The 17688-nt window shown below is 64.2% G+C and carries 18 protein-coding genes; 3 read left to right on the plus strand and 15 right to left on the minus strand.

Going from position 1 to position 17688, the window contains the following annotated elements; all coding sequences use genetic code 11:
* Positions 1-8: 8 nt before the first annotated feature.
* The 5 genes from IVA88_RS24470 to IVA88_RS24490 all read right to left on the minus strand — a co-directional run bounded on the left by IVA88_RS24470 (position 9) and on the right by IVA88_RS24490 (position 2285).
* Positions 9-254 carry a hypothetical protein gene (locus IVA88_RS24470; protein ID WP_247499715.1) on the minus strand — a complete coding sequence of 82 codons (246 nt, stop codon included), beginning with the start codon at positions 252-254 and terminating at the stop codon, positions 9-11.
* 34 nt (positions 255-288) lie between these two features.
* On the minus strand, positions 289-552 hold the full coding sequence (locus IVA88_RS24475; protein ID WP_247499716.1) for a hypothetical protein: 264 nt from the start codon (positions 550-552) through the stop codon (positions 289-291).
* Between the two features lie 15 nt (positions 553-567).
* Entirely contained in the window at positions 568-795 is a 228-nt protein-coding gene (locus tag IVA88_RS24480; protein WP_247499717.1) for a hypothetical protein, read from the minus strand.
* Positions 796-1078: 283 nt separating this feature from the next.
* Positions 1079-1405 (minus strand): hypothetical protein, encoded by a 327-nt coding sequence (locus tag IVA88_RS24485; RefSeq protein WP_247499718.1) that lies wholly within the window; start codon positions 1403-1405, stop codon positions 1079-1081.
* A gap of 106 nt (positions 1406-1511) precedes the next feature.
* On the minus strand, positions 1512-2285 hold the full coding sequence (locus tag IVA88_RS24490; RefSeq protein ID WP_247499719.1) for a ferredoxin--NADP reductase: 774 nt from the start codon (positions 2283-2285) through the stop codon (positions 1512-1514).
* A gap of 156 nt (positions 2286-2441) precedes the next feature.
* Here IVA88_RS24490 and IVA88_RS24495 point away from each other — a divergent pair, with 156 nt between their 5' ends.
* Positions 2442-3638 (plus strand): amidohydrolase family protein, encoded by a 1197-nt coding sequence (locus tag IVA88_RS24495; RefSeq protein ID WP_247499720.1) that lies wholly within the window; start codon positions 2442-2444, stop codon positions 3636-3638.
* Positions 3639-3738: 100 nt separating this feature from the next.
* On the opposite strand, the gene IVA88_RS24500 is transcribed toward IVA88_RS24495, so the two are convergent.
* From IVA88_RS24500 to IVA88_RS24540, 9 genes are all read right to left on the minus strand, one after another.
* Positions 3739-4128, minus strand: a complete 390-nt coding sequence (locus IVA88_RS24500; protein ID WP_346657651.1) for a hypothetical protein — start codon at positions 4126-4128, stop codon at positions 3739-3741.
* Positions 4129-4171: 43 nt separating this feature from the next.
* Positions 4172-4627, minus strand: a complete 456-nt coding sequence (locus IVA88_RS24505) for a MarR family transcriptional regulator (RefSeq protein WP_247499722.1) — start codon at positions 4625-4627, stop codon at positions 4172-4174.
* Between the two features lie 14 nt (positions 4628-4641).
* On the minus strand, positions 4642-5346 hold the full coding sequence (locus IVA88_RS24510) for an ABC transporter ATP-binding protein (RefSeq protein WP_247499723.1): 705 nt from the start codon (positions 5344-5346) through the stop codon (positions 4642-4644).
* Entirely contained in the window at positions 5343-6134 is a 792-nt protein-coding gene (locus IVA88_RS24515) for an ABC transporter ATP-binding protein (RefSeq protein WP_247499724.1), read from the minus strand. The genes IVA88_RS24510 and IVA88_RS24515 overlap by 4 nt, the downstream gene beginning before the upstream one ends.
* Positions 6131-8020 carry an ABC transporter permease gene (locus tag IVA88_RS24520; protein WP_247499725.1) on the minus strand — a complete coding sequence of 630 codons (1890 nt, stop codon included), beginning with the start codon at positions 8018-8020 and terminating at the stop codon, positions 6131-6133. The genes IVA88_RS24515 and IVA88_RS24520 overlap by 4 nt, the downstream gene beginning before the upstream one ends.
* A gap of 152 nt (positions 8021-8172) precedes the next feature.
* Positions 8173-9375: an ABC transporter substrate-binding protein gene (locus tag IVA88_RS24525; protein ID WP_247499726.1), complete on the minus strand. Its 1203-nt coding sequence runs from the start codon at positions 9373-9375 to the stop codon at positions 8173-8175.
* 25 nt (positions 9376-9400) lie between these two features.
* Positions 9401-9985, minus strand: a complete 585-nt coding sequence (locus tag IVA88_RS24530; RefSeq protein WP_247499727.1) for an amino acid synthesis family protein — start codon at positions 9983-9985, stop codon at positions 9401-9403.
* A gap of 27 nt (positions 9986-10012) precedes the next feature.
* The gene (locus IVA88_RS24535) at positions 10013-10909 is read right to left on the minus strand and encodes a UPF0280 family protein (protein ID WP_247500404.1); all 897 of its coding nucleotides are present in this window, start codon (positions 10907-10909) and stop codon (positions 10013-10015) included.
* The gene (locus tag IVA88_RS24540; protein ID WP_247499728.1) at positions 10906-12363 is read right to left on the minus strand and encodes a 6-hydroxynicotinate reductase; all 1458 of its coding nucleotides are present in this window, start codon (positions 12361-12363) and stop codon (positions 10906-10908) included. Before IVA88_RS24540 ends, IVA88_RS24535 begins: the two co-directional genes overlap by 4 nt.
* A 283-nt stretch (positions 12364-12646) precedes the next feature.
* Between IVA88_RS24540 and IVA88_RS24545 the strand changes: the two genes are divergently transcribed.
* Entirely contained in the window at positions 12647-13129 is a 483-nt protein-coding gene (locus tag IVA88_RS24545; protein WP_247499729.1) for a (2Fe-2S)-binding protein, read from the plus strand.
* Complete coding sequence (locus tag IVA88_RS24550; RefSeq protein ID WP_247499730.1) at positions 13129-16653, plus strand: molybdopterin cofactor-binding domain-containing protein; 3525 nt, start codon at positions 13129-13131, stop codon at positions 16651-16653. Before IVA88_RS24545 ends, IVA88_RS24550 begins: the two co-directional genes overlap by 1 nt.
* On the opposite strand, the gene IVA88_RS24555 is transcribed toward IVA88_RS24550, so the two are convergent.
* Positions 16650-17618, minus strand: a complete 969-nt coding sequence (locus tag IVA88_RS24555) for a catechol 2,3-dioxygenase (protein WP_247499731.1) — start codon at positions 17616-17618, stop codon at positions 16650-16652. The two genes, IVA88_RS24550 and IVA88_RS24555, sit on opposite strands and share 4 nt — an antisense overlap.
* Between the last annotated feature and the right edge of the window lie 70 nt (positions 17619-17688).

Genomic DNA, 17688 nt, shown 5'->3' on the forward strand with positions numbered 1-17688 from the left:
CGCTTCGCTCAGGACTCCTCGCCCTCTTCATCCTCGCCGACGAGGCGGTTGGCCGAGTGATCCTGATATTGTTCGGTCTGGATGGACTTGCCGTCCATGCCGCGAATGTCCGAGTGCTGCGCCTTGTCGCGGTTGGACAGCACCATGTTGTCGCCGATCTTCTCCTTGGGCACATCCGTCATGGCGCCGGTGCCGTCGCCCTTGCCGTGCATACCCGCTCTGAAATGCGTCTTACTGCCATGCCCACCTGGCATCGGTCTCTCCTCTTGGGTTGATCGTCCCTGAAGCTCAATGCTTCTCTTGTGCCGGTGTCGGTTTCGGTGGCTTGTGGCCGCTCTGGCCGGCATCGTTGTGCTTGTTGTGGTCGCTCTCCTGGTTGAGACCGCCCCTGCTCACCGGAAACTCGCTCTGCCGCGCTTGCCGGTTGACGTGATGGACGGCGTTATCCTCGGGGTTCCGGCCGATCGTCTGGTCGAGCTGCCGTTGATCCGGAACGTCATCCTTCCGTTCGAGGATGCGCAGCTGCTGCTCATGCGTCTTGTTGCCTTGCATAGAAACCTCCAGTCGTCAGCGGCGGCGCCGGTGGGAGCCGCTGCGCGCGACGTCCTTGTCGATGCCACCGGCCGCGTTGACGTCGTTTTCGAGATCACCCTCGATCGTGTTCTCGCCCATGATCTCCTCGAGATCCTCAGGCGAGGCGCCCGCCATGGTGACGCCCTTGGATGCGCCGATCAGGGGATTTTCGTGCAGGTCTTTCTCGGTCGGGGTGTATAGCTTGGGCTGCTTGCTGCTCATCGTCGCTTCCTGCATTCATGATGTCGTAACAACAGGGGCCGAAGCTCGCCGTTCCTGTCGAAAGCACGACATCGCTATCATCCGTAAAGGAACGCCAGACATTGATCGCCGCACGCAAGAGCGCGTCGGTCGGTTGGATCTATTGCGCGGGAGACTTAGAGCGGGAGTTGGTCGATCGTCTGGAGATGCAGCACGCCGCGGCAACAAGCCTGCCGGGTCGCATCGCGAACAGAGGGCGGAACAGACGCCACCTTGTCCTTACAGATGGAACGAGGATGAAAGCCTAGCGCCGTTCCGGCAAGCGCGGCCCAGCCTTGCGCTGCCGCTGATTGGTGTAGGCGTCCCAATTGCTCCAGCTGCCGTTGCTGAGGCTTTGCAGGTCGGTGGTGAGCGGACGGCGCGTGCGCTTGTCGTAATCGGCGACGGCGCGCTCGGACTGCGCGATCTTGCGCTTGAGTTCCCCGATCGCCTTCTGGGTCTGGCCGTTCCGCTTCGAAGATGCAATCTCGCCCATCGTGAAGCGCGCGGTCTCGAGCGCCTTCAACTCGGCCCGGTTCTTCTTCAACTGAACCCGATGCCAGGCGATGTTGCTGTCGCTGTCCGCAACCATATGGGAACTCCGCTGATTCGTTCCCCCATAGTATCGCGTGCCGAATCGGCGCCGCAACGGGCGCCCGGCGGCGAAAATGCGATCTTATTGCGCGGGAGTTCCGGACCTAGCGCTCGGCGAAGGCCTTTTCGACCACGAATTGGGCCGGCTCGCCGTGGTTGCCCTCGATAAGACCCCGCTCGCCTAGGAGCACGCGGGTATCCGCCACCAACGCCGGGCTGCCGCAGATCATGACGCGGTCGTGGGCGGCTTCCAGTGCCGGCAGGCCGATGTCGGAAAACAGCTTGCCCGAGGTGATGAGGTCGGTGATGCGGCCGCGATTGCGGAAGGGATCGCGCGTCACGGTGGGATAGTAGATCAACTGATTGCGGATGCAGTCGCCGATCAGTTCGTCCTTCGGCAGCGTCTCGGTGATCATCTCGCCATAGGCGAGCTCCTTCACGTGCCGGCAACCGTGCAGCAGCACGACCTTCTCGAACCGCTCGTAAGTCTCGGGGTCCTTGATCACGCTCAGGAACGGCGCAAGCCCCGTACCGGTGCCGATCAGGTAGAGGTTGCGCCCCTCCTCCAGATTGTCGATGACCAGCGTGCCGGTGGCCTTGCGGCTGACGATGATCTCGTCGCCCTGCTTCAGATGCTGGAGCCGTGAGGTGAGCGGGCCGTCCGGCACCTTGATCGAGAAGAACTCCAGCGTGTCCTCGTAGTTGGCGCTGGCAACGCTGTAGGCCCGCAGCAGCGGCTTCTCGCCGACCTTGAGCCCGATCATGGTGAATTCGCCGTTGCGGAAGCGGAAGGTTGGGCTGCGGGTGGTCTTGAAGGAGAACAGCGTGTTGGTCCAGTGGTGGACGCTCAAAACGGCTTCCTGATTGAAATTGCTCATCTCACCCTTCCGTGGCGCGTGGTGGCGGTTTTCAAGGCGGCAGCTATGCGTCGTTTGTACACGATCATTTGTATACTAATGAATAATCCGGCTTGATCCCGCGGTCAAGGCTGCTCAAGATCGGAAGCGTTGCAGTTAAGGACAAGGACCCATTCCATGGCGCATGACGCACCCCAGGCCACCGGACCCTCGAAGCTCGTGATCCGAAATATCGGCCTGATCCTGTCCGGCGCGCTGGAAAAGCCGATCCTGGACGGCGACACCATCGTCGCCGAGAACGGCAAGATCACCGCGATCGGCCGCTTCAAGGACCTCAACACCGAAGGCGCGACCACCATCGTCGAGGCCAACGGCACCACGGTGGCACCCGGCCTGATCGACAGCCATGTCCACCCTGTTGCCGGCGACTGGACGCCGCGCCAGAACCAGATCGGCTGGATCGACAGCAATCTGCATGGCGGGGTCACCACGATGATTTCCGCCGGCGAAGTGCATATGCCCGGCCGCCCGCGCGACGTCATCGGGTTGAAGGCGATGGCAATCTTCGCCCAGCGCGCATTCTGGAATCTGCGGCCCGGGGGCGTGAAGGTTCATGCCGGTGCGCCCGTGATCGAATGCGAGATGGTCGAGGAGGATTTCCAAGAGTTGGCCGCAGCCGGCGTCAAGCTGCTCGGCGAAGTGGGCCTGGGCGGCGTCAAGGACGGACCCACGGCGCGCAAAATGGTCGGCTGGGCACGAAAATACGGCATCCAGAGCACGATCCACACCGGCGGCCCCTCGATCCCCGGCTCCGGCCTGATCGACAAGGACGTGGTGCTGGAGGCCGACACCGATGTGGTCGGTCACATCAATGGCGGCCACACGGCGCTTCCCGACGACCAGATCCGCTGCATCTGCGAGGGCTGCAAGCGCGGCCTCGAGCTGGTGCACAATGGCAATGAGCGCTCGGCGCTGTTCACGCTGCGCATCGCGCGTGAGATGAACGATCTGCACCGCGTCATCCTCGGCACCGATGCGCCGGCGGGCTCCGGCGTGCAGCCGCTCGGCATTCTGCGCATGGTCTCGATGCTGTCCTCGCTCGGCGACCTGCCGGCCGAGATCGCGTTTTGCCTGGCCACCGGCAACACGGCACGCATGCGCGAATTGGATTGCGGCCTGATCGAGGTCGGCCGCTCGGCCGATTTCGTCGTCATGGACAAGGCGCAGCATTCGGCCGGCAAGAACATCCTGGACAGCGTCCAGCTCGGCGACCTCCCCGGCATCGGCATGACCATCATCGACGGCATCGTGCGCACCCAGCGCAGCCGCAACACCCCGCCGGCCAGCAGGGTGCCGGAGGTGGTGGCGAAGTGAGGCAGCCGGAGCGGCTCGCCGCTCCGCATGGCTCCTCGACGGCGTCGAACGAGTTGCCGGCCTGCCGCCAAATGGTCATGAGACGCGGGAAGCGCGGAGATCAGCGCGGCTTGGCGATCTCACAACGCACGTAGATCTGGCGCTTGGCCTCGCCAACCGGGCCGTTGTCGATCACCAGCTTGCCATCCGCAGCGATGGAAACCCTGGGACTGGAGCGAAACTTTTCGCCTTCGCCTTCGCAGGCGAGCTTCATTTTCCAGCTGAGCTTCCCGTCCGCGATGATCTCGCCGGCGCGGCAACGCGTCTCATACCAGTAGAGGCGATTGCCGCCTTCGATGCTCATGCGGTTAGCGCTGTCCTGATCACGGCAATCCTTTTTGCTCGATGCCCAGAACCCCTCATACGCCTGCGCCGCCCAGGCGGGAGCACACTGGCCCGCCAGCACCGCGCTCATCCCCAGACCCATCGCAAACCGCGTCGCCGCTCGCATACCGACTAACCTCGAGAAGACCTTCATCGAGGTTAGTCGCGCCTCACCGCAGCTTGTTCAACAGCGCCATCAGCATCTCGCGTTCCTTTGCCTCGAGCGGCGCCAGCGTCTCCCGGGTGATCGCGAGCGCATTCGGCGCCACCTTTTCCGCCAGCTGCTGCCCCGCACGCGTCAGGCTGACCAGAAGCCGCCGTCCGTCCTCGGGATCCTGGCTGGTCTCGGTGAGACCGCGCGCCGTCAAACGATCGATCACGCCCTTGATGGTCGCGACGTCCATCGCCGTCAGGCGCCCGAGCTGGTTCTGCGAGCATGGCCCGGACTCGGCGAGCTTCGACAGCGCCGCCCATTGCGTCGGCGTGATATTGGTGCCGATCTCGCGAGAGAAGATCGCGCTGTGGCGCTGCCAGACCTGGCGAAGGATGAAGCCAACCTGCTCGTCGAGCACGTAGGACGACTTTGCCGGTTTGACGCTCTTCTTCACCGCCACGCTTCTCGCCATCCGCTCCCCGCCCCCTACAACGACAAATGCGCGTCGCGGATATCCGGACGCGCGTCGAGCTCGGCCATGGTGCCGCCGAAACAGATGCGGCCGCGCTCGATGATATAGGCGCGATCGGAGATCAGCCGCGCAAAGTGCAGATTCTGCTCGGAGACGACGATGCTGACGCCCTCCTTCTTCATGGTGAGGATGGCCTCGACCATCTGCTCTACGATCTTCGGCGACAGGCCCTCCGAGGGCTCGTCCAGCAGCACCAGCGACGGATTGCCCATCAGCGTGCGTGCGATGGTGAGCATCTGCTGTTCGCCGCCGCTCATTCGTCCACCCGGGCGATTTTTCATCTCACCCAGATTCGGAAACAGCGCGAACAGCTTTTCGCGGGTCCAGTGCGGGGCGTTTGGACGCTTCGGCTGGCGGCCGACCTCGAGATTCTCTTCCACCGTCAGATCGGTGAAGATGCGCCGCTCCTCGGGCACGTAACCAAGCCCATCCCGCACGATCTCATGTGTCGGACGCGCCGAGACGTCGTTGCCTTCGAACATGATCCGCCCCGAGCGCTGCGCGACGAGCCCGACGATCGAGCGGAACGTCGTCGACTTGCCGGCGCCATTGCGGCCGAGCAACGCCACCACTTCCCCCTCGCCGACCTCGAAGCCGATGTCGAACAGGATATGGGCCGGGCCGTAATGACTGTTGAGGTCTTGCACCGTGAGCTTCATGCCGAGGTTCCCTCGCGATGCCCGGCGTCGTAAAGCAGGCCCTCGCCGAGATAGACCGCCTGCACCTGCGGATTGCCGCGCACCTCCGCCGGCGAGCCCTCGGCGATCAGCGTGCCGCGGTTGAGCACGATGATCCGGTCGGCATGCTCGAACACCACGTCCATGTCGTGCTCGGTGAAGAGAACGCCGATCGATTTTTCCCGGGCGATCTGCGCGGTCAGCCGCATCAAATCGACGCGCTCGCGCGGCGCCATGCCGGCGGTCGGCTCGTCCATCAGCAGCAGCTTTGGCTGATTGGCGAGCGCGACCGCGAGCTCGAGCCGCTTGAGATCGCCATAGGCAAGCTCACCGCAGGGGCGATCCGCGTAACCGCCCATGCCGACCAGCTCGAGCAGTCGCCCGGCTTCGTCGCGGTCAAAATTCGGTGCCGAGCCCCAAAGATTGAACAATTGCTTTCCGTGCGAGATTAGTGCGACCTGCACGTTCTCGCGTACCGTCATGGTCGCGAAGGTCGCGGTGATCTGGAAGGTGCGGCCCACGCCCATCCGCCAGATCTCGCGCGGCTTCCTACCGGTTGTGTCCTCGCCGAGAAGGCGGACGTGGCCGGTATCAGGCTTGTTCTGTCCGTTGAGCATGTCAAAACAGGTGCTCTTGCCAGCGCCGTTCGGTCCGATCAGCGCCAGGATTTCGCCTGATCGCAGTGAGAACGAGACGCCGCGCACGGCGTGGACGCCGCCATAGGATTTGGTCAGTCCTTCGACCGCGAGAAGTGGGGGGGCGACGCTCATTCGGCGGACTCGATCGGCTTGGCAAGCAAAGGTGATCCCGGCGGCGATGTCTTCCTGCGACGCTGTGCCAGCATCTCCAACATGCCGACAATGCCCTTGGGGAAGACGACGACGATCAGAACGATGAAGCCGCCCAGCACGAGTTTTGACAGGTCGGTCTGGCTGACCAGCCAGATGTTCAAGGCCTTGTAGACGATGGCGCCGATCACCGCGCCCGACACCGTCTCCACACCGCCGAGCAGCACCATGACAAGCGCATCGACCGAGAGCGAGATGCCGAGATTGTCCGGGAAGACGCTGCCTTTGAGGTAGGCGAACAGCGCGCCGCCGATGCCGGCGGTCGTGCCCGCGATCACGAACGCCGTCCACTGGATGCGCTTGGCGTTGATGCCGACCGCTTCGCTCCGTAGCAGCGAGTCACGCGTCGCCCTCAGCGCATAGCCGAACGGCGAGAACACCATGGCCCGCAGCGCGATCGTCACGAGCGCCGAAACGCCGAGCGCCAGCCAATAGAAATGCGACGGGCTCGCCGCCCATTTTTCAGGCCAGATACTCAAGATGCCGTTGTCGCCACCGGTCACGCTCACCCACTGGAACGCGATCGACCAGACGATCTGCGCAAAGGCGAGCGTCAACATCGCAAAATAGACGCCGGAGAGCTGCACCGCGAAGAATCCGAACACGGCGGCGCCCATGCAGCCGAGCAGCGGACCGAGCAACAGGCAGCCGATCATCGGCAGTCCCGCCATCTTGGCGAGGAAAGCGACGCCGTAAGCGCCGAGGCCGAAATAGGCGGCGTGGCCAAACGAGGCGAGCCCGCCGACCGACATCAGGAAGTGCAGGCTGACGGCAAAGATCACTGAGATCGCGATCTCCGAGCCAACGGTCAGTGCATAGTTGCCGGCGAACAACGGCAACGTCGCCGCGACGACGAGCGCTGCGAGCGCAGCCAGCCGCTCATTCGACGTCAGCGGTCGCCAGGGATTGACGGTGAGCCCCGGCGTCTTGCGCGCCGGCGCCTCGGGCCTGCCGAACAGACCCCAGGGCCGCACGATCAGTACTGCCGCCATCACCAGGAAGACCAGGATGATGGAGATCTTTGGAAAGATCAGGATTCCGAAGGCGTTGAGTTCCGACACCAGCACCGCCGCGACGAAAGCGCCGATGATGCTGCCGAGACCGCCGATCACGACTACGACGAAAACCTCGACGATGATGCGCAAATCCATCGCATGATGCACGGCATCGCGTGGGATCTGGAGCGCACCGCCGAGGGCGGCGAGGAAAACGCCGACCGCAAACACTGATGTGAACAGCCATTTCTGATTGACGCCGAGCGCCGCGACCATGTCGCGGTCCTGCGTCGCCGCGCGCACCAGCACGCCCCAGCGCGTGCGCTGGAACAAGAGCCAGAGAATGCCGAGCACGACGGGTCCGAGCACGATGAGGAACAGGTCATAGCTCGGGATGTTCTGGCCGAAGAAATCGATCGCCCCCCTGAAGCCTGGCGCGCGGCGGCCGACGAGATCGTCGGGTCCCCAGATCAGGACGACGAGGTCCTCGACCATTAGGGTCAGGCCGAAAGTCGCGAGCAGCTGGAACAGCTCTGGCGCGTGATAGATGCGCCGGAGCAGCACCATCTCGACGATGATGCCGATCAGAGCCACCGCAAACGCTGCCGCGACGATTGCACCCCAGAAGCCGAATGCGCCTGAGAGGCGCTCCGTGAGCGTGAAGGCGATGTAGGCGCCGATCATGTAGAAGGCGCCGTGCGCGAAATTCACGATCCGCGTCACGCCAAAGATGATCGACAGGCCCGACGCCACCAGGAACAGCGACGCTGCGCTGGCGAGACCGGTCAGAAACTGTACGACGTAAAAGGCCATCAGCGGTCCGGGTTAAACATAAGTCTCAGTATTGGGCTTCATCCTTCGAGACGGCGCTACGCGCCTCCTCAGGATGAGGTTCGGGAACCTCATGGTGAGGAGCGCGGCAGCGACGCGCGTCTCGAACCACGAGGCCCCGGTCTCTCTTTGCATCAATCCTTCGGACGCAGCTTCTCGACTTCGGCATCACCAGGCAGATAGTCCGCGCCCTTCTTGTAAGACGAGTCCACCATCACGCCCTTGCCGTCCTTCAGCGCGGTCTTGCCGACATAGGCACCCAGCGTGGACTGGTGATCGATCTTGCGGAAGGTGATCTCGCCGAACGGCGACGGCATCGACAAGCCCTCCGCGGCAGCAATCAGCTTCTCCGGATCCGTCGAACCCGCCTTGGCCAGGATCGCTGCTGCAGACTTGATGGTCTGATAGCCGACGATCGAGCCGAGGCGCGGATAGTCGTTGTACTTGGCCTGATAGGCCTTCAGGAACGCGTCGTGCTCGGGCGTCTTGATCGAATACCAGGGATAACCCGTAACAATCCAGCCCTCGGGCGTCTCGTCCTTGAGCGGATCGAGATATTCGGGCTCGCCGGTGAGGAACGAGACGACCTCGCGTCCCTTGAACAGGCCGCGGGTGTTGCCTTCGCGCACGAGCTTTACCAGATCGGCGCCGAAGGTGACGTTGAGGATCGCTTCGGGATTGGCCGCTGCAACGGCCTGTACCACTGGGCCCGCGTCGATCTTGCCCTGCGGCGGCCACTGCTCGTCGACCCACTGGATGTCGGGCCGCTTCTCCGACATCAGCTTCTTGAACACCGCGACCGCGGACTGGCCGTATTCATAGTTCGGCGCGATCGTTGCCCAGCGCTTGGCCGGCAACTTGCTGGCTGCTTCCACCAGCATCGCCGCCTGCATGTAGTTGGAAGGGCGCAGGCGGAACGTGTACTTGTTGCCCTTGGACCAGGTGATGGCGTCCGTCAGCGGCTCGGCCGCGAGGAAGAACACCTTCTTCTGGTTGGCGAAATCGCTGACGGCGAGACCGATGTTCGACAGGAACGTACCCGTCAGCATCGCCACGCCCTCGCTCGACACCAGCTCGTTGGCCGCGGTCTGGGCATCCGCCGGCTTGCCGCCGTCATCCTTGGAGATGACGACCAGCTTCTTGCCGTTGATGCCGCCGGCCGCGTTGATCTCTTCGACCGCGAGCTGCCAGCCCTTGCGATAGGGCTCCGTGAACGCCGGAAGCAACGAATAGCTGTTGATCTCGCCGATCTTGATGTCCTGCGCCAGAGCCGAATGAGCCATGCCGCTCGCCAACAGCGCAAATGCCGCGCCGACGAAATAGTTCTTTGCTCGCATCCCAACCTCCACTTTTCTGAAAAGACTAACGCAGTCCGTCTTCGCCCTTGATCTCCGAAACCGTCAGCCCGCCGACGCGCGGCAGCGGACGGCCGCTGTCGGTGACGGCGACCGCGACCATGATCTCATTGGCGCGCGGCGCGTCGTTGATCTGCACTTCCATGCCGTCGAAATGACTACGCACGAAAGCTGCGTCCTTGTGACCCAGCGGAATGTCCAGCGTCGTGCCGGGTCCGCTGCGCTTCTTCGACGACGGGATCAGCGCAGCGCCCTTGCTCAGTACTTTACGCACCGGCGCGCCCATCTTCGGATGGAGGATGGCGGCCGCATGCTCCAACTCGCCATTCTCGCCGACGGCCGCGGCCTTGCCATAGCTCTGAGCCTTGGAACCGTCGATGCCGAGCGCGGCCACGGCGCGCTTCGACAAGAGCTCGCCGAGCTCCTCGCCGATCGCGATCAGCGGTGATAGGTCCTCCACATATTGTCCGGCAAACGGATTCTCGATCACGGCGATTGCCGCCGCACGCCGGGTCGGCGGCGAGACCTGGCGGCCCATCTCCATCTGCGTCTCTTCGACGACGGTGACGATCTTGCGGATGATCGCGCTCATGATTGTTTCCTTAAGTCTCTTCCCTGTTCAGGCATGAACCGCATTCTCCAGCGTGAGCGGGCGGGATCGCTGCCGTTCAATATCTTTGGTCCCGATGACAAGCATATCACCACAAAGCTGCAACACGGCCCGCTCGATCAATCCGCGATCGAATAATTGCCGTGCACATTCCGCGCCAGATTCGAGCGCGGTCTTGATCTCGTTCTGCGACAGTTCACCAACGTCACGGGTCACCAGCCGCGCGCCGAGATCACTGTCGGGCTGAAGCTCGCTTGCAGGCGTTCGGATGATGGCGGGATGGCCCGGCAGATCGACAGCGTTCGCAACGATCGTCGCAGCCGCATCGGCTTGCGATGCTGATCCCGCCAGCACGGTGACGGCATCGGCGATGCCAAGCGAAAAGCTGCGGCCGTGCCTTCCACTGGTCGCAATGCCACGCACGGGATCATCGAAATCCACCCTGATTGTCCGCATCACACCGTCGCGATCCGGCCGGTCCATCAGGCCAACCGAAAAATGCTCGCCCTCGCCGAGATGCAGGGCGATGTCACCGCCATTGTTGACATAGGCCCGGTCGAGCGATGCCGCGCCCAGAATCGCACCCAACACCTCCTCCGCCACGCTGCCGGCCACGGCGGCCATCGGCGTGACGAAGCCGTCAGCGGCATAGGGCGCCACCGCGGCGTGCATGCGACGCGCCACAACGCCTACCAACGAGGACCGCCCCTCGACGGCAGCCCGCAACTCCGGCAGTTCCGCGCAGAGCTCGTCGAGTAATCCCGTGAAGCGCCGAGCGGCCGCCTCATAGGCTGCACGCACCTCGCTCGGCTCGCCCCTCGCCTCAACGATCAGATCAATCGGTCCATCCTGCAAATGCAGCCGCCGGCCATCAGACAGCAACGCGATTTGCGGGAGCCTAGTCATGCCCGAGGTCCCGGAATCGGGTTCTGCCAAGGCAATTGGCGAACATCGTCGCCGCCCTGCACCTCTGACAGCGGCTTGACATAATCCATGTGCCCGCCGAGCGCAGCGTAATCGGACAATTTCATCGTGAATTCGATCGGCGCGACCAGTGCGGGTGTCGGCACGTAGCCGAACGCCCCCGCCGGCATCTGCGTCACGTCGACCATGTAGGTGATGCCGCCGCCCGGCCAGACATAAACAGGCGCGCCACCACTGGTGACGCGCGTCAGCGCGTCCTTCACCGAGCGCGTCAGCCGCACCGGATTGTCGGTGACGCCCGCCCGCAAGGAACCACCGGCGCCGGCCATGAACAGCACCGTACACAACGCCGGTTCGCAATTCTCCTGAATGCGCTCGACCGAGAACTTGAGGTCATCAGGCATCTCGGTCTCGACCGGCTTCAGGGCTTCGTCGAGCACGTAGTAGGACGAATGCTCTCCGGTCGTGGAGACCATCAGCATGGAGAGACCGGCCCTGGCTTCCTTGGCGTCGAACGGCCCGAGGATCGCGAGCGGATCGGAGATATTGGTGCCGCCCCAACCCGTGCCGGGATCGGCGACCTGGAAATAGCGGCCGGGCGTCGAGCGGCGCCCCTTCAGCTTGATGCCGGTGTCGGCGATGTCGAGCAGCTTGCCGGCCTGGTGCTCCGAGAGCACGCCGGTGATGTGGTCGTCGACCACGACGACCTCGTCGACCTTGCCGTGCCATTGCTTGGCGAACATGCCGATCGTCGCCGAGCCGCAGCCGACGCGCATGCGCTCTTCTTTCATGCCGTTGACGATCGGCGGCTGACCAGCCTGCACCACCACGCTCGCACCGCCGTCGATGGTGAGCTCGACCGCCTTGCAATTGGCGAGGTCCATCAGCGTGTCGCAGGTGATGCGGCCTTCCTTCTTGGAGCCGCCGGTCAGATGATGTACGCCGCCGAGTGACAGCATCTGCGAGCCGTATTCGCTGGTCGTGACATGGCCCACCGCTTCGCCCTGCGCCCGGACGGTCGCGGTCTCCGGCCCGAGATAGCGGTCGGTATCGATCTTCACCTTGACGCCGCAATAGGAGAAGATGCCTTCGGTGACCACGGTCACCATGTCGACGCCATCGACCTCCGCGGAGACGATGAAGGGCGCCGGCTTGTAGTCGGGATAGGTCGTGCCCGCGCCGATCGCCGTCACAAAGGTTGAAGGCTCGTGGACGATCCTGCCGTCCCAATCTTCGGTGCGGTTGAACGGAACGAGCTTTCCGCCATGCGAGACGGTGCGCTCCAGGATCACATGCGGATCGACGCGGACGAGCTTGCCGTCGTGATTGGCATAGCGATCGCAGGCGCCCGCCGCGCCCGGCTTGATGTAGCACATCACCGGACAGGCATCGCAGCGGATCTTGTCGATGGCGGCGCTCGTAGGTTCAGTCACCATGTCAAAGCCAGCCGACAGTGCAGTTATCATTTGTACACGAACGATGTTGCGCGCACTCCCGAAGGCTGTCAAGCGGCGGTGCGACGTAAAAGACAGGCCTGCCGCATAAAACCTCATTTGCCTATCCACTCTGTCCACAAAGAAGGCATTCGCGCTGCACTGCGGCATGCACGGCTTGCACGTTTGTGTACAAACGGTATCGTCGCAACGTAGGTTTTGAGCGTTCTTGGAATTTTCGCGAAGCATTGGCCGCGGCGTTCAACGAGTCGATTTGGGAAAGAGGATGACGCAGACACCGATCCGCCTCACCGTGAACGGCAGGATCCACGAGATCACTGCGGCGCGAGACACGCCGCTGCTCTACGTGCTGCGCAACGATCTCGCGCTCAACGGGCCGAAATACGGTTGCGGTCTCGGCGAATGCGGCACATGCACTGTCCTGATCGACGGCGCCGCGGCGCGCTCCTGCGTCATCCCTATCAGTGGCTGCATCGGCCGCGACATCGTGACGCTCGAAGGGCTCGGCACCCGTGACAAGCCGGATCTGGTGCAGCAGGCCTTCATCGACGAGCAGGCCGCGCAATGCGGCTATTGCCTCAATGGCATGATCATGACCACCAAGGCGCTGCTTGCGATCAACCCGCGGCCCACCGAACAAGAGGCGCTTGCGGCACTGCGCTACAATCTCTGTCGTTGCGGCACCCACGTCGAAATCCTGCGCGCCGTCATGCGCGCGTCTGGCCAGTTCGCCGAGGCCGGTGACTGATGGCCTCCCCTGTCTCGAACGGAGCTGAGCTGCAATCCGGCTCGCTCGTCGTCGTCCGCACCGTGGACGAGTGCACATCCGAGACGTTCGTTCGCATCACCGCGGACGGTTCGGTCACGGCCTACAACGGCCATGTCGATCTCGGCACCGGCATCCGCACGGCGCTTGGGCAAATCGTGGCTGAAGAGCTCGACGTCTCCTTTGCGCGCGTCGTCGTCGTGCTCGGCGACACCGCAATGGTGCCGAACCAGGGCGCCACGATCGCGAGCGAGACCATCCAGATCACCGCCGTTCCCCTGCGCAAGGCCGCCGCGCAGGCGCGACACTTCCTGATCGCGCGTGCGGCCGAGCGATTGGAGCTGCGGGCAGCCGATCTTAGAATCGAAGACGGCCTCGTGCGCGGGGACGACAATCGCAGTGTCAGCTATGGCGAGTTGATCGGCGGCGAGACCATTCGGCTCGAGCTTGCCGACGACGTCGCGGTCAAGGCGGTCGGCGATTACGCCATTGTCGGCCAATCGATGCCCCGCGTTGATCTGCCGGCCAAGGCCACGGGCGAGCTGACCTTCGTGCACGACATCCGAGTATCAGGCATGCTGCACGGCCGCGTGGTGCGCCCGCCCTATGCCGGCGTCGACGCCGGCCCGTTCGTCGGCACCAGCCTGATCGCCGTTGACGAATCTTCGGTGCGGGACATTCCCGGACTCATAGCCGTCGTGCATATCCGCGATTTCGTCGGCGTGGTCGCCGAGCGCGAGGAAGATGCGATCCGCGCAGCAGAGCAACTTGCGGTGAGCTGGAAGCCGACGCCTGATCTGACCGATCTCAACGATGTCGAGACCGCGCTTCGTGCCAACCCGTCGACGCCGCGCACGCTGATCGACAAGGGCGATGTCGGTGCTGCCATTGCCGGCGCGGCCAAGCCGATGCAGCGCACCTACGTCTGGCCCTATCAGATGCATGCCTCGATCGGCCCGTCCTGCGCGGTCGCCGACTTCCAGGACGGCAACATCCGCGTCTGGTCGGGCACGCAGAATCCGCACGTGCTGCGCGGAGACCTGGCGCTGCTGATGGAGCGTCCCGACAGCGAGATCGAGGTCATCAGGTTGGAGGCCGCCGGCTGCTACGGTCGCAATTGCGCCGACGATGTCACCGCGGACGCGCTGTTGCTCTCGCGCGCGGTCGGCCGGCCCGTACGCGTGCAGCTGACGCGCGAGCAGGAACACGCCTGGGAGCCCAAAGGCGCCGCGCAACTCATCGACGTCAATGGCGGCCTGGATGCGGACGGCGGCGTCGCGGCTTACGATCTCGCCACGCGCTATCCGTCGAATGCTGCACCGACCTTGGCGCTGTTGCTGACGGGGCGGATATCGCCGAAGCCGGACGTCCTCCAGATGGGCGACCGCACCGCGGTCCCGCCTTACGATTACGACCACATGCGTGTCGTCGCGCACGACATGGCACCGATCGTGCGCGCGTCCTGGTTTCGCGGCGTCTCCGCCCTGCCGAACACCTTTGCGCATGAATCCTATATCGACGAGGCCGCAGCCGAAGCCGGCGTCGACCCGATCGAATACCGTTTGCGCTATCTGAAAGACCAGCGCGCCGTCGATCTCGTCCATGCGGTCGCCGAGCGCGCGGGCTGGACGCCGCGGCCGGTGCGCGAAGAGAAAGACGGCGAGATCGTGCATGGGCGCGGCTTTGCCTATGCGCTCTACGTTCACAGCAAGTTTCCCGGCTACGGCGCGGCGTGGTCGGCCTGGGTCACCGACGTTGCCGTGAACAAGTCGACCGGCGATGTCAGCGTGACGCGCGTGGTCGCCGGGCAGGACTCCGGATTGATGATCAACCCGGACGGCGTGCGCCACCAGATCCATGGCAACGTCATCCAGTCCACCAGCCGCGCGCTGATGGAGAAGGTCTCGTTCGAGCGCGGCGCAGTCGCGGCGCGCGAATGGGGCGCCTATCCGATCATCCCCTTCCCTGACGTGCCCAAGATCGACGTGTTGCTGCTGCCGCGGGCGGACCAGCCGCCGCTCGGCGTCGGCGAATCTGCCTCGGTCCCGAGTGCGGCTGCGATTGCGAACGCAATCTTCGATGCCACCGGCGTGCGCTTTCGCGAGCCGCCGTTCACGCCCGAGCGCATCCTGAAAGGATTGCGCGGCGACGCACCGGCCACGCCGCAGGCGCTGCCGGCTCCCGCTACGCCACAACCACCCCGCATCTGGAGGAATCCGTTCGCCAAAGGCGCCGGCATCTTCGCGACAGTCGCGGCTGTCTGCACCGCCGCGATCGGCATCGGCGCGGCGCTTGTTCCAGGGCGCGCGATTGCGCCGATCGCGCCGCCCGATGCTTCTGTCTACTCCGCGGCGACGATCGCGCGCGGCCAGCAACTCGCCGCACTCGGCAATTGCGCGGAGTGCCACACCACGACCGACGGTGCGCTCAATGCCGGCGGCCGTGCCCTGGAGACGCCGTTCGGCACGATCTACGCGACCAACATCACGCCCGACGTTGAAACTGGTATCGGCGCCTGGTCCTATCCCGCCTTCGAGCGCGCGATGCGCGACGGGCTGCATCGCGACGGACGGCAACTCTATCCCGCCTTTCCCTACACGCACTTTGCGAAAACTGGCGATGCCGACATGCAGGCGCTCTACGCTCATCTGATGGCGCAGCCGGCGGTGCGCGCGACCCAGCCTGCGAATACGCTCGCCTTTCCGTTCAATCTCCGCCCGCTACTTGCTGGATGGAATGCGCTGTTCCACCGGAGCCGCGAGTTCAAGCCCGACCCTGCCAAGTCCGAGGTCTGGAATCGCGGCGCCTATCTCGTCGAGGGGCTCGGCCATTGCAGCGCCTGCCACTCGCCGCGCAACGCGCTCGGTGCCGAGCAGCGCAACGCCTATTTCGCCGGCGGTTTTGCCGAGGGCTGGGAAGCGCCGCCGCTGAGCTCGTTGTCACACGCACCGATCCCATGGAACGAGGACGAGCTCTACGCTTATTTGCGCACCGGCCATTCGCGCTATCACGGCGTCGCCGCCGGCCCGATGGCGCCGATCGTCAGGGACCTCAAGGCCCTGCCCGATCAGGACATCCGTGCGATGGCGGTCTATCTCAACTCGTTCAATGACACCGCAACCGAAACGCCGGACGCGCTCGCGTCACGTCTCGAAAGCGCGACGCAAGTCACCATCGCGTCCACCAGCGGCGCGCGGATCTATCAGGGCGCCTGCGCCGTCTGCCACGAGGTCGGCGGCCTGCCGCTGTTCGGAAGCCGCCCCTCGCTCGCGCTCAACAGCAATTTGCACAGCGCCACGTCGGACAATCTCGTGCAAATCGTCCTGCACGGCATCGCCGAGCCGGTGTCGAGCGAACTCGGCTACATGCCGGCATTCAAGAACAGCATGAGCGATGCGCAGGTGGAGGAACTCGTCACTTTCCTGCGCAAGCAGTTCGCACCGGACAGGCCGGCATGGACCGGCGTGCGTGAGACGATCGCGCGCGTGCGCACCTCAACTCACTAGGCGTGCTTCTTCACTTCCACCGGCGGCGTGCCGTGGGTGTGGAACGACTCGATCGTTTTCAGACCCCACGCCTGGCCCTTCTTGCGCTCCTCTTCCGTCCACACGATCGGCTTCCAGTCGGGCGCGAGGATGAGGCGCGCGCCGGCATTGGCGACTTCGACACGGTTGCCGCCGGGCTCGTAGACGTAGAGGAAGAAGGTCTGCTGGATCGCGTGCTTGTGCGGGCCGGTCTCGATGTGGATGCCGTTCTCCAGGAAGATGTCGGCGGCGCGCAAAATCTCTTCGCGGCTGTCGAGCGCGTAGGTGACGTGGTGGAAGCGGCCGGGGGTGCCGGAATGGTCGAGCGAATAGGCGAAATCGTAGCTCTTGTTCGACATCGTCAGCCACATCGCCGCTTCGCGGCCGTCGTTCAGCACGATCTGCTCGGTGAGACGGCAGCCGAGATAGTTCTCGAAGAACTCGCGGTTCGCCTTGATGTCAGTGGCGAGGCAGTTGAGATGGTCAAGGCGCCGGACGTTGACGCCGCGCGCGGGAAAGCGCTGCGCCTGGTTCTTCAGTGCGGGCTTCAGCTCGGGCGGCGCCTGATACCATTCGGTCTCGTAATAGAGCTCGACGATGTGGCCGTCAGGATCGCGGCAGCGGAAGGTCGGCCCCTGCCCCATGTCGCCGTCGATCCAGCCGATGTCGAAGCCGGAACCCTTCAGCGCCGCGACGCGGCGCTCCAGCGCCTGCTGGCTGCGCGCGCGCAGCGCCATGTGCTCCATGCCCGATGTCTTCGCCGCCGTCAGCTTGAGCGAGTAGCGCTCGTAATCGTCCCAGCCGCGCAAATAGACCGACTCGCCCTTTTGGCCGCTGACGGTCATGCCCATCACGTCGACGAAGAATTTCAGGCTCTCGTCCGGCTTCGGTGTCAGCAGCTCCATGTGGCCGAGATGAGCAAGATCGAGGATCGGTTCGGGCTGCATGGTGTCCTCCAAGGCGTGGCTTGCGATCCGCTGGTCCGGATCGCGCAATCGGGCTCAGGAACCGGCTCAC

The sequence above is a fragment of the Bradyrhizobium sp. 149 genome, assembly GCF_023073915.1.
Lineage (GTDB): Bacteria > Pseudomonadota > Alphaproteobacteria > Rhizobiales > Xanthobacteraceae > Bradyrhizobium.

Excerpts from the sequence above, each read along its gene's own strand:
- IVA88_RS24550 (WP_247499730.1), top strand. The coding sequence starts at position 13,129 with ATGGCCTCCCCTGTCTCGAACGGAGCTGAGCTGCAATCCGGCTCGCTC.
- IVA88_RS24505 (WP_247499722.1), bottom strand. The coding sequence starts at position 4,627 with ATGGCGAGAAGCGTGGCGGTGAAGAAGAGCGTCAAACCGGCAAAGTCG.
- IVA88_RS24470 (WP_247499715.1), bottom strand. The coding sequence starts at position 254 with ATGCCAGGTGGGCATGGCAGTAAGACGCATTTCAGAGCGGGTATGCAC.
- IVA88_RS24515 (WP_247499724.1), bottom strand. The coding sequence starts at position 6,134 with ATGAGCGTCGCCCCCCCACTTCTCGCGGTCGAAGGACTGACCAAATCC.
- IVA88_RS24545 (WP_247499729.1), top strand. The coding sequence starts at position 12,647 with ATGACGCAGACACCGATCCGCCTCACCGTGAACGGCAGGATCCACGAG.
- IVA88_RS24530 (WP_247499727.1), bottom strand. The coding sequence starts at position 9,985 with ATGAGCGCGATCATCCGCAAGATCGTCACCGTCGTCGAAGAGACGCAG.
- IVA88_RS24520 (WP_247499725.1), bottom strand. The coding sequence starts at position 8,020 with ATGGCCTTTTACGTCGTACAGTTTCTGACCGGTCTCGCCAGCGCAGCG.
- IVA88_RS24475 (WP_247499716.1), bottom strand. The coding sequence starts at position 552 with ATGCAAGGCAACAAGACGCATGAGCAGCAGCTGCGCATCCTCGAACGG.
- IVA88_RS24525 (WP_247499726.1), bottom strand. The coding sequence starts at position 9,375 with ATGCGAGCAAAGAACTATTTCGTCGGCGCGGCATTTGCGCTGTTGGCG.
- IVA88_RS24555 (WP_247499731.1), bottom strand. The coding sequence starts at position 17,618 with ATGCAGCCCGAACCGATCCTCGATCTTGCTCATCTCGGCCACATGGAG.
- IVA88_RS24540 (WP_247499728.1), bottom strand. The coding sequence starts at position 12,363 with ATGGTGACTGAACCTACGAGCGCCGCCATCGACAAGATCCGCTGCGAT.
- IVA88_RS24490 (WP_247499719.1), bottom strand. The coding sequence starts at position 2,285 with ATGAGCAATTTCAATCAGGAAGCCGTTTTGAGCGTCCACCACTGGACC.
- IVA88_RS24500 (WP_346657651.1), bottom strand. The coding sequence starts at position 4,128 with ATGCGAGCGGCGACGCGGTTTGCGATGGGTCTGGGGATGAGCGCGGTG.
- IVA88_RS24495 (WP_247499720.1), top strand. The coding sequence starts at position 2,442 with ATGGCGCATGACGCACCCCAGGCCACCGGACCCTCGAAGCTCGTGATC.
- IVA88_RS24510 (WP_247499723.1), bottom strand. The coding sequence starts at position 5,346 with ATGAAGCTCACGGTGCAAGACCTCAACAGTCATTACGGCCCGGCCCAT.
- IVA88_RS24485 (WP_247499718.1), bottom strand. The coding sequence starts at position 1,405 with ATGGTTGCGGACAGCGACAGCAACATCGCCTGGCATCGGGTTCAGTTG.
- IVA88_RS24480 (WP_247499717.1), bottom strand. The coding sequence starts at position 795 with ATGAGCAGCAAGCAGCCCAAGCTATACACCCCGACCGAGAAAGACCTG.
- IVA88_RS24535 (WP_247500404.1), bottom strand. The coding sequence starts at position 10,909 with ATGACTAGGCTCCCGCAAATCGCGTTGCTGTCTGATGGCCGGCGGCTG.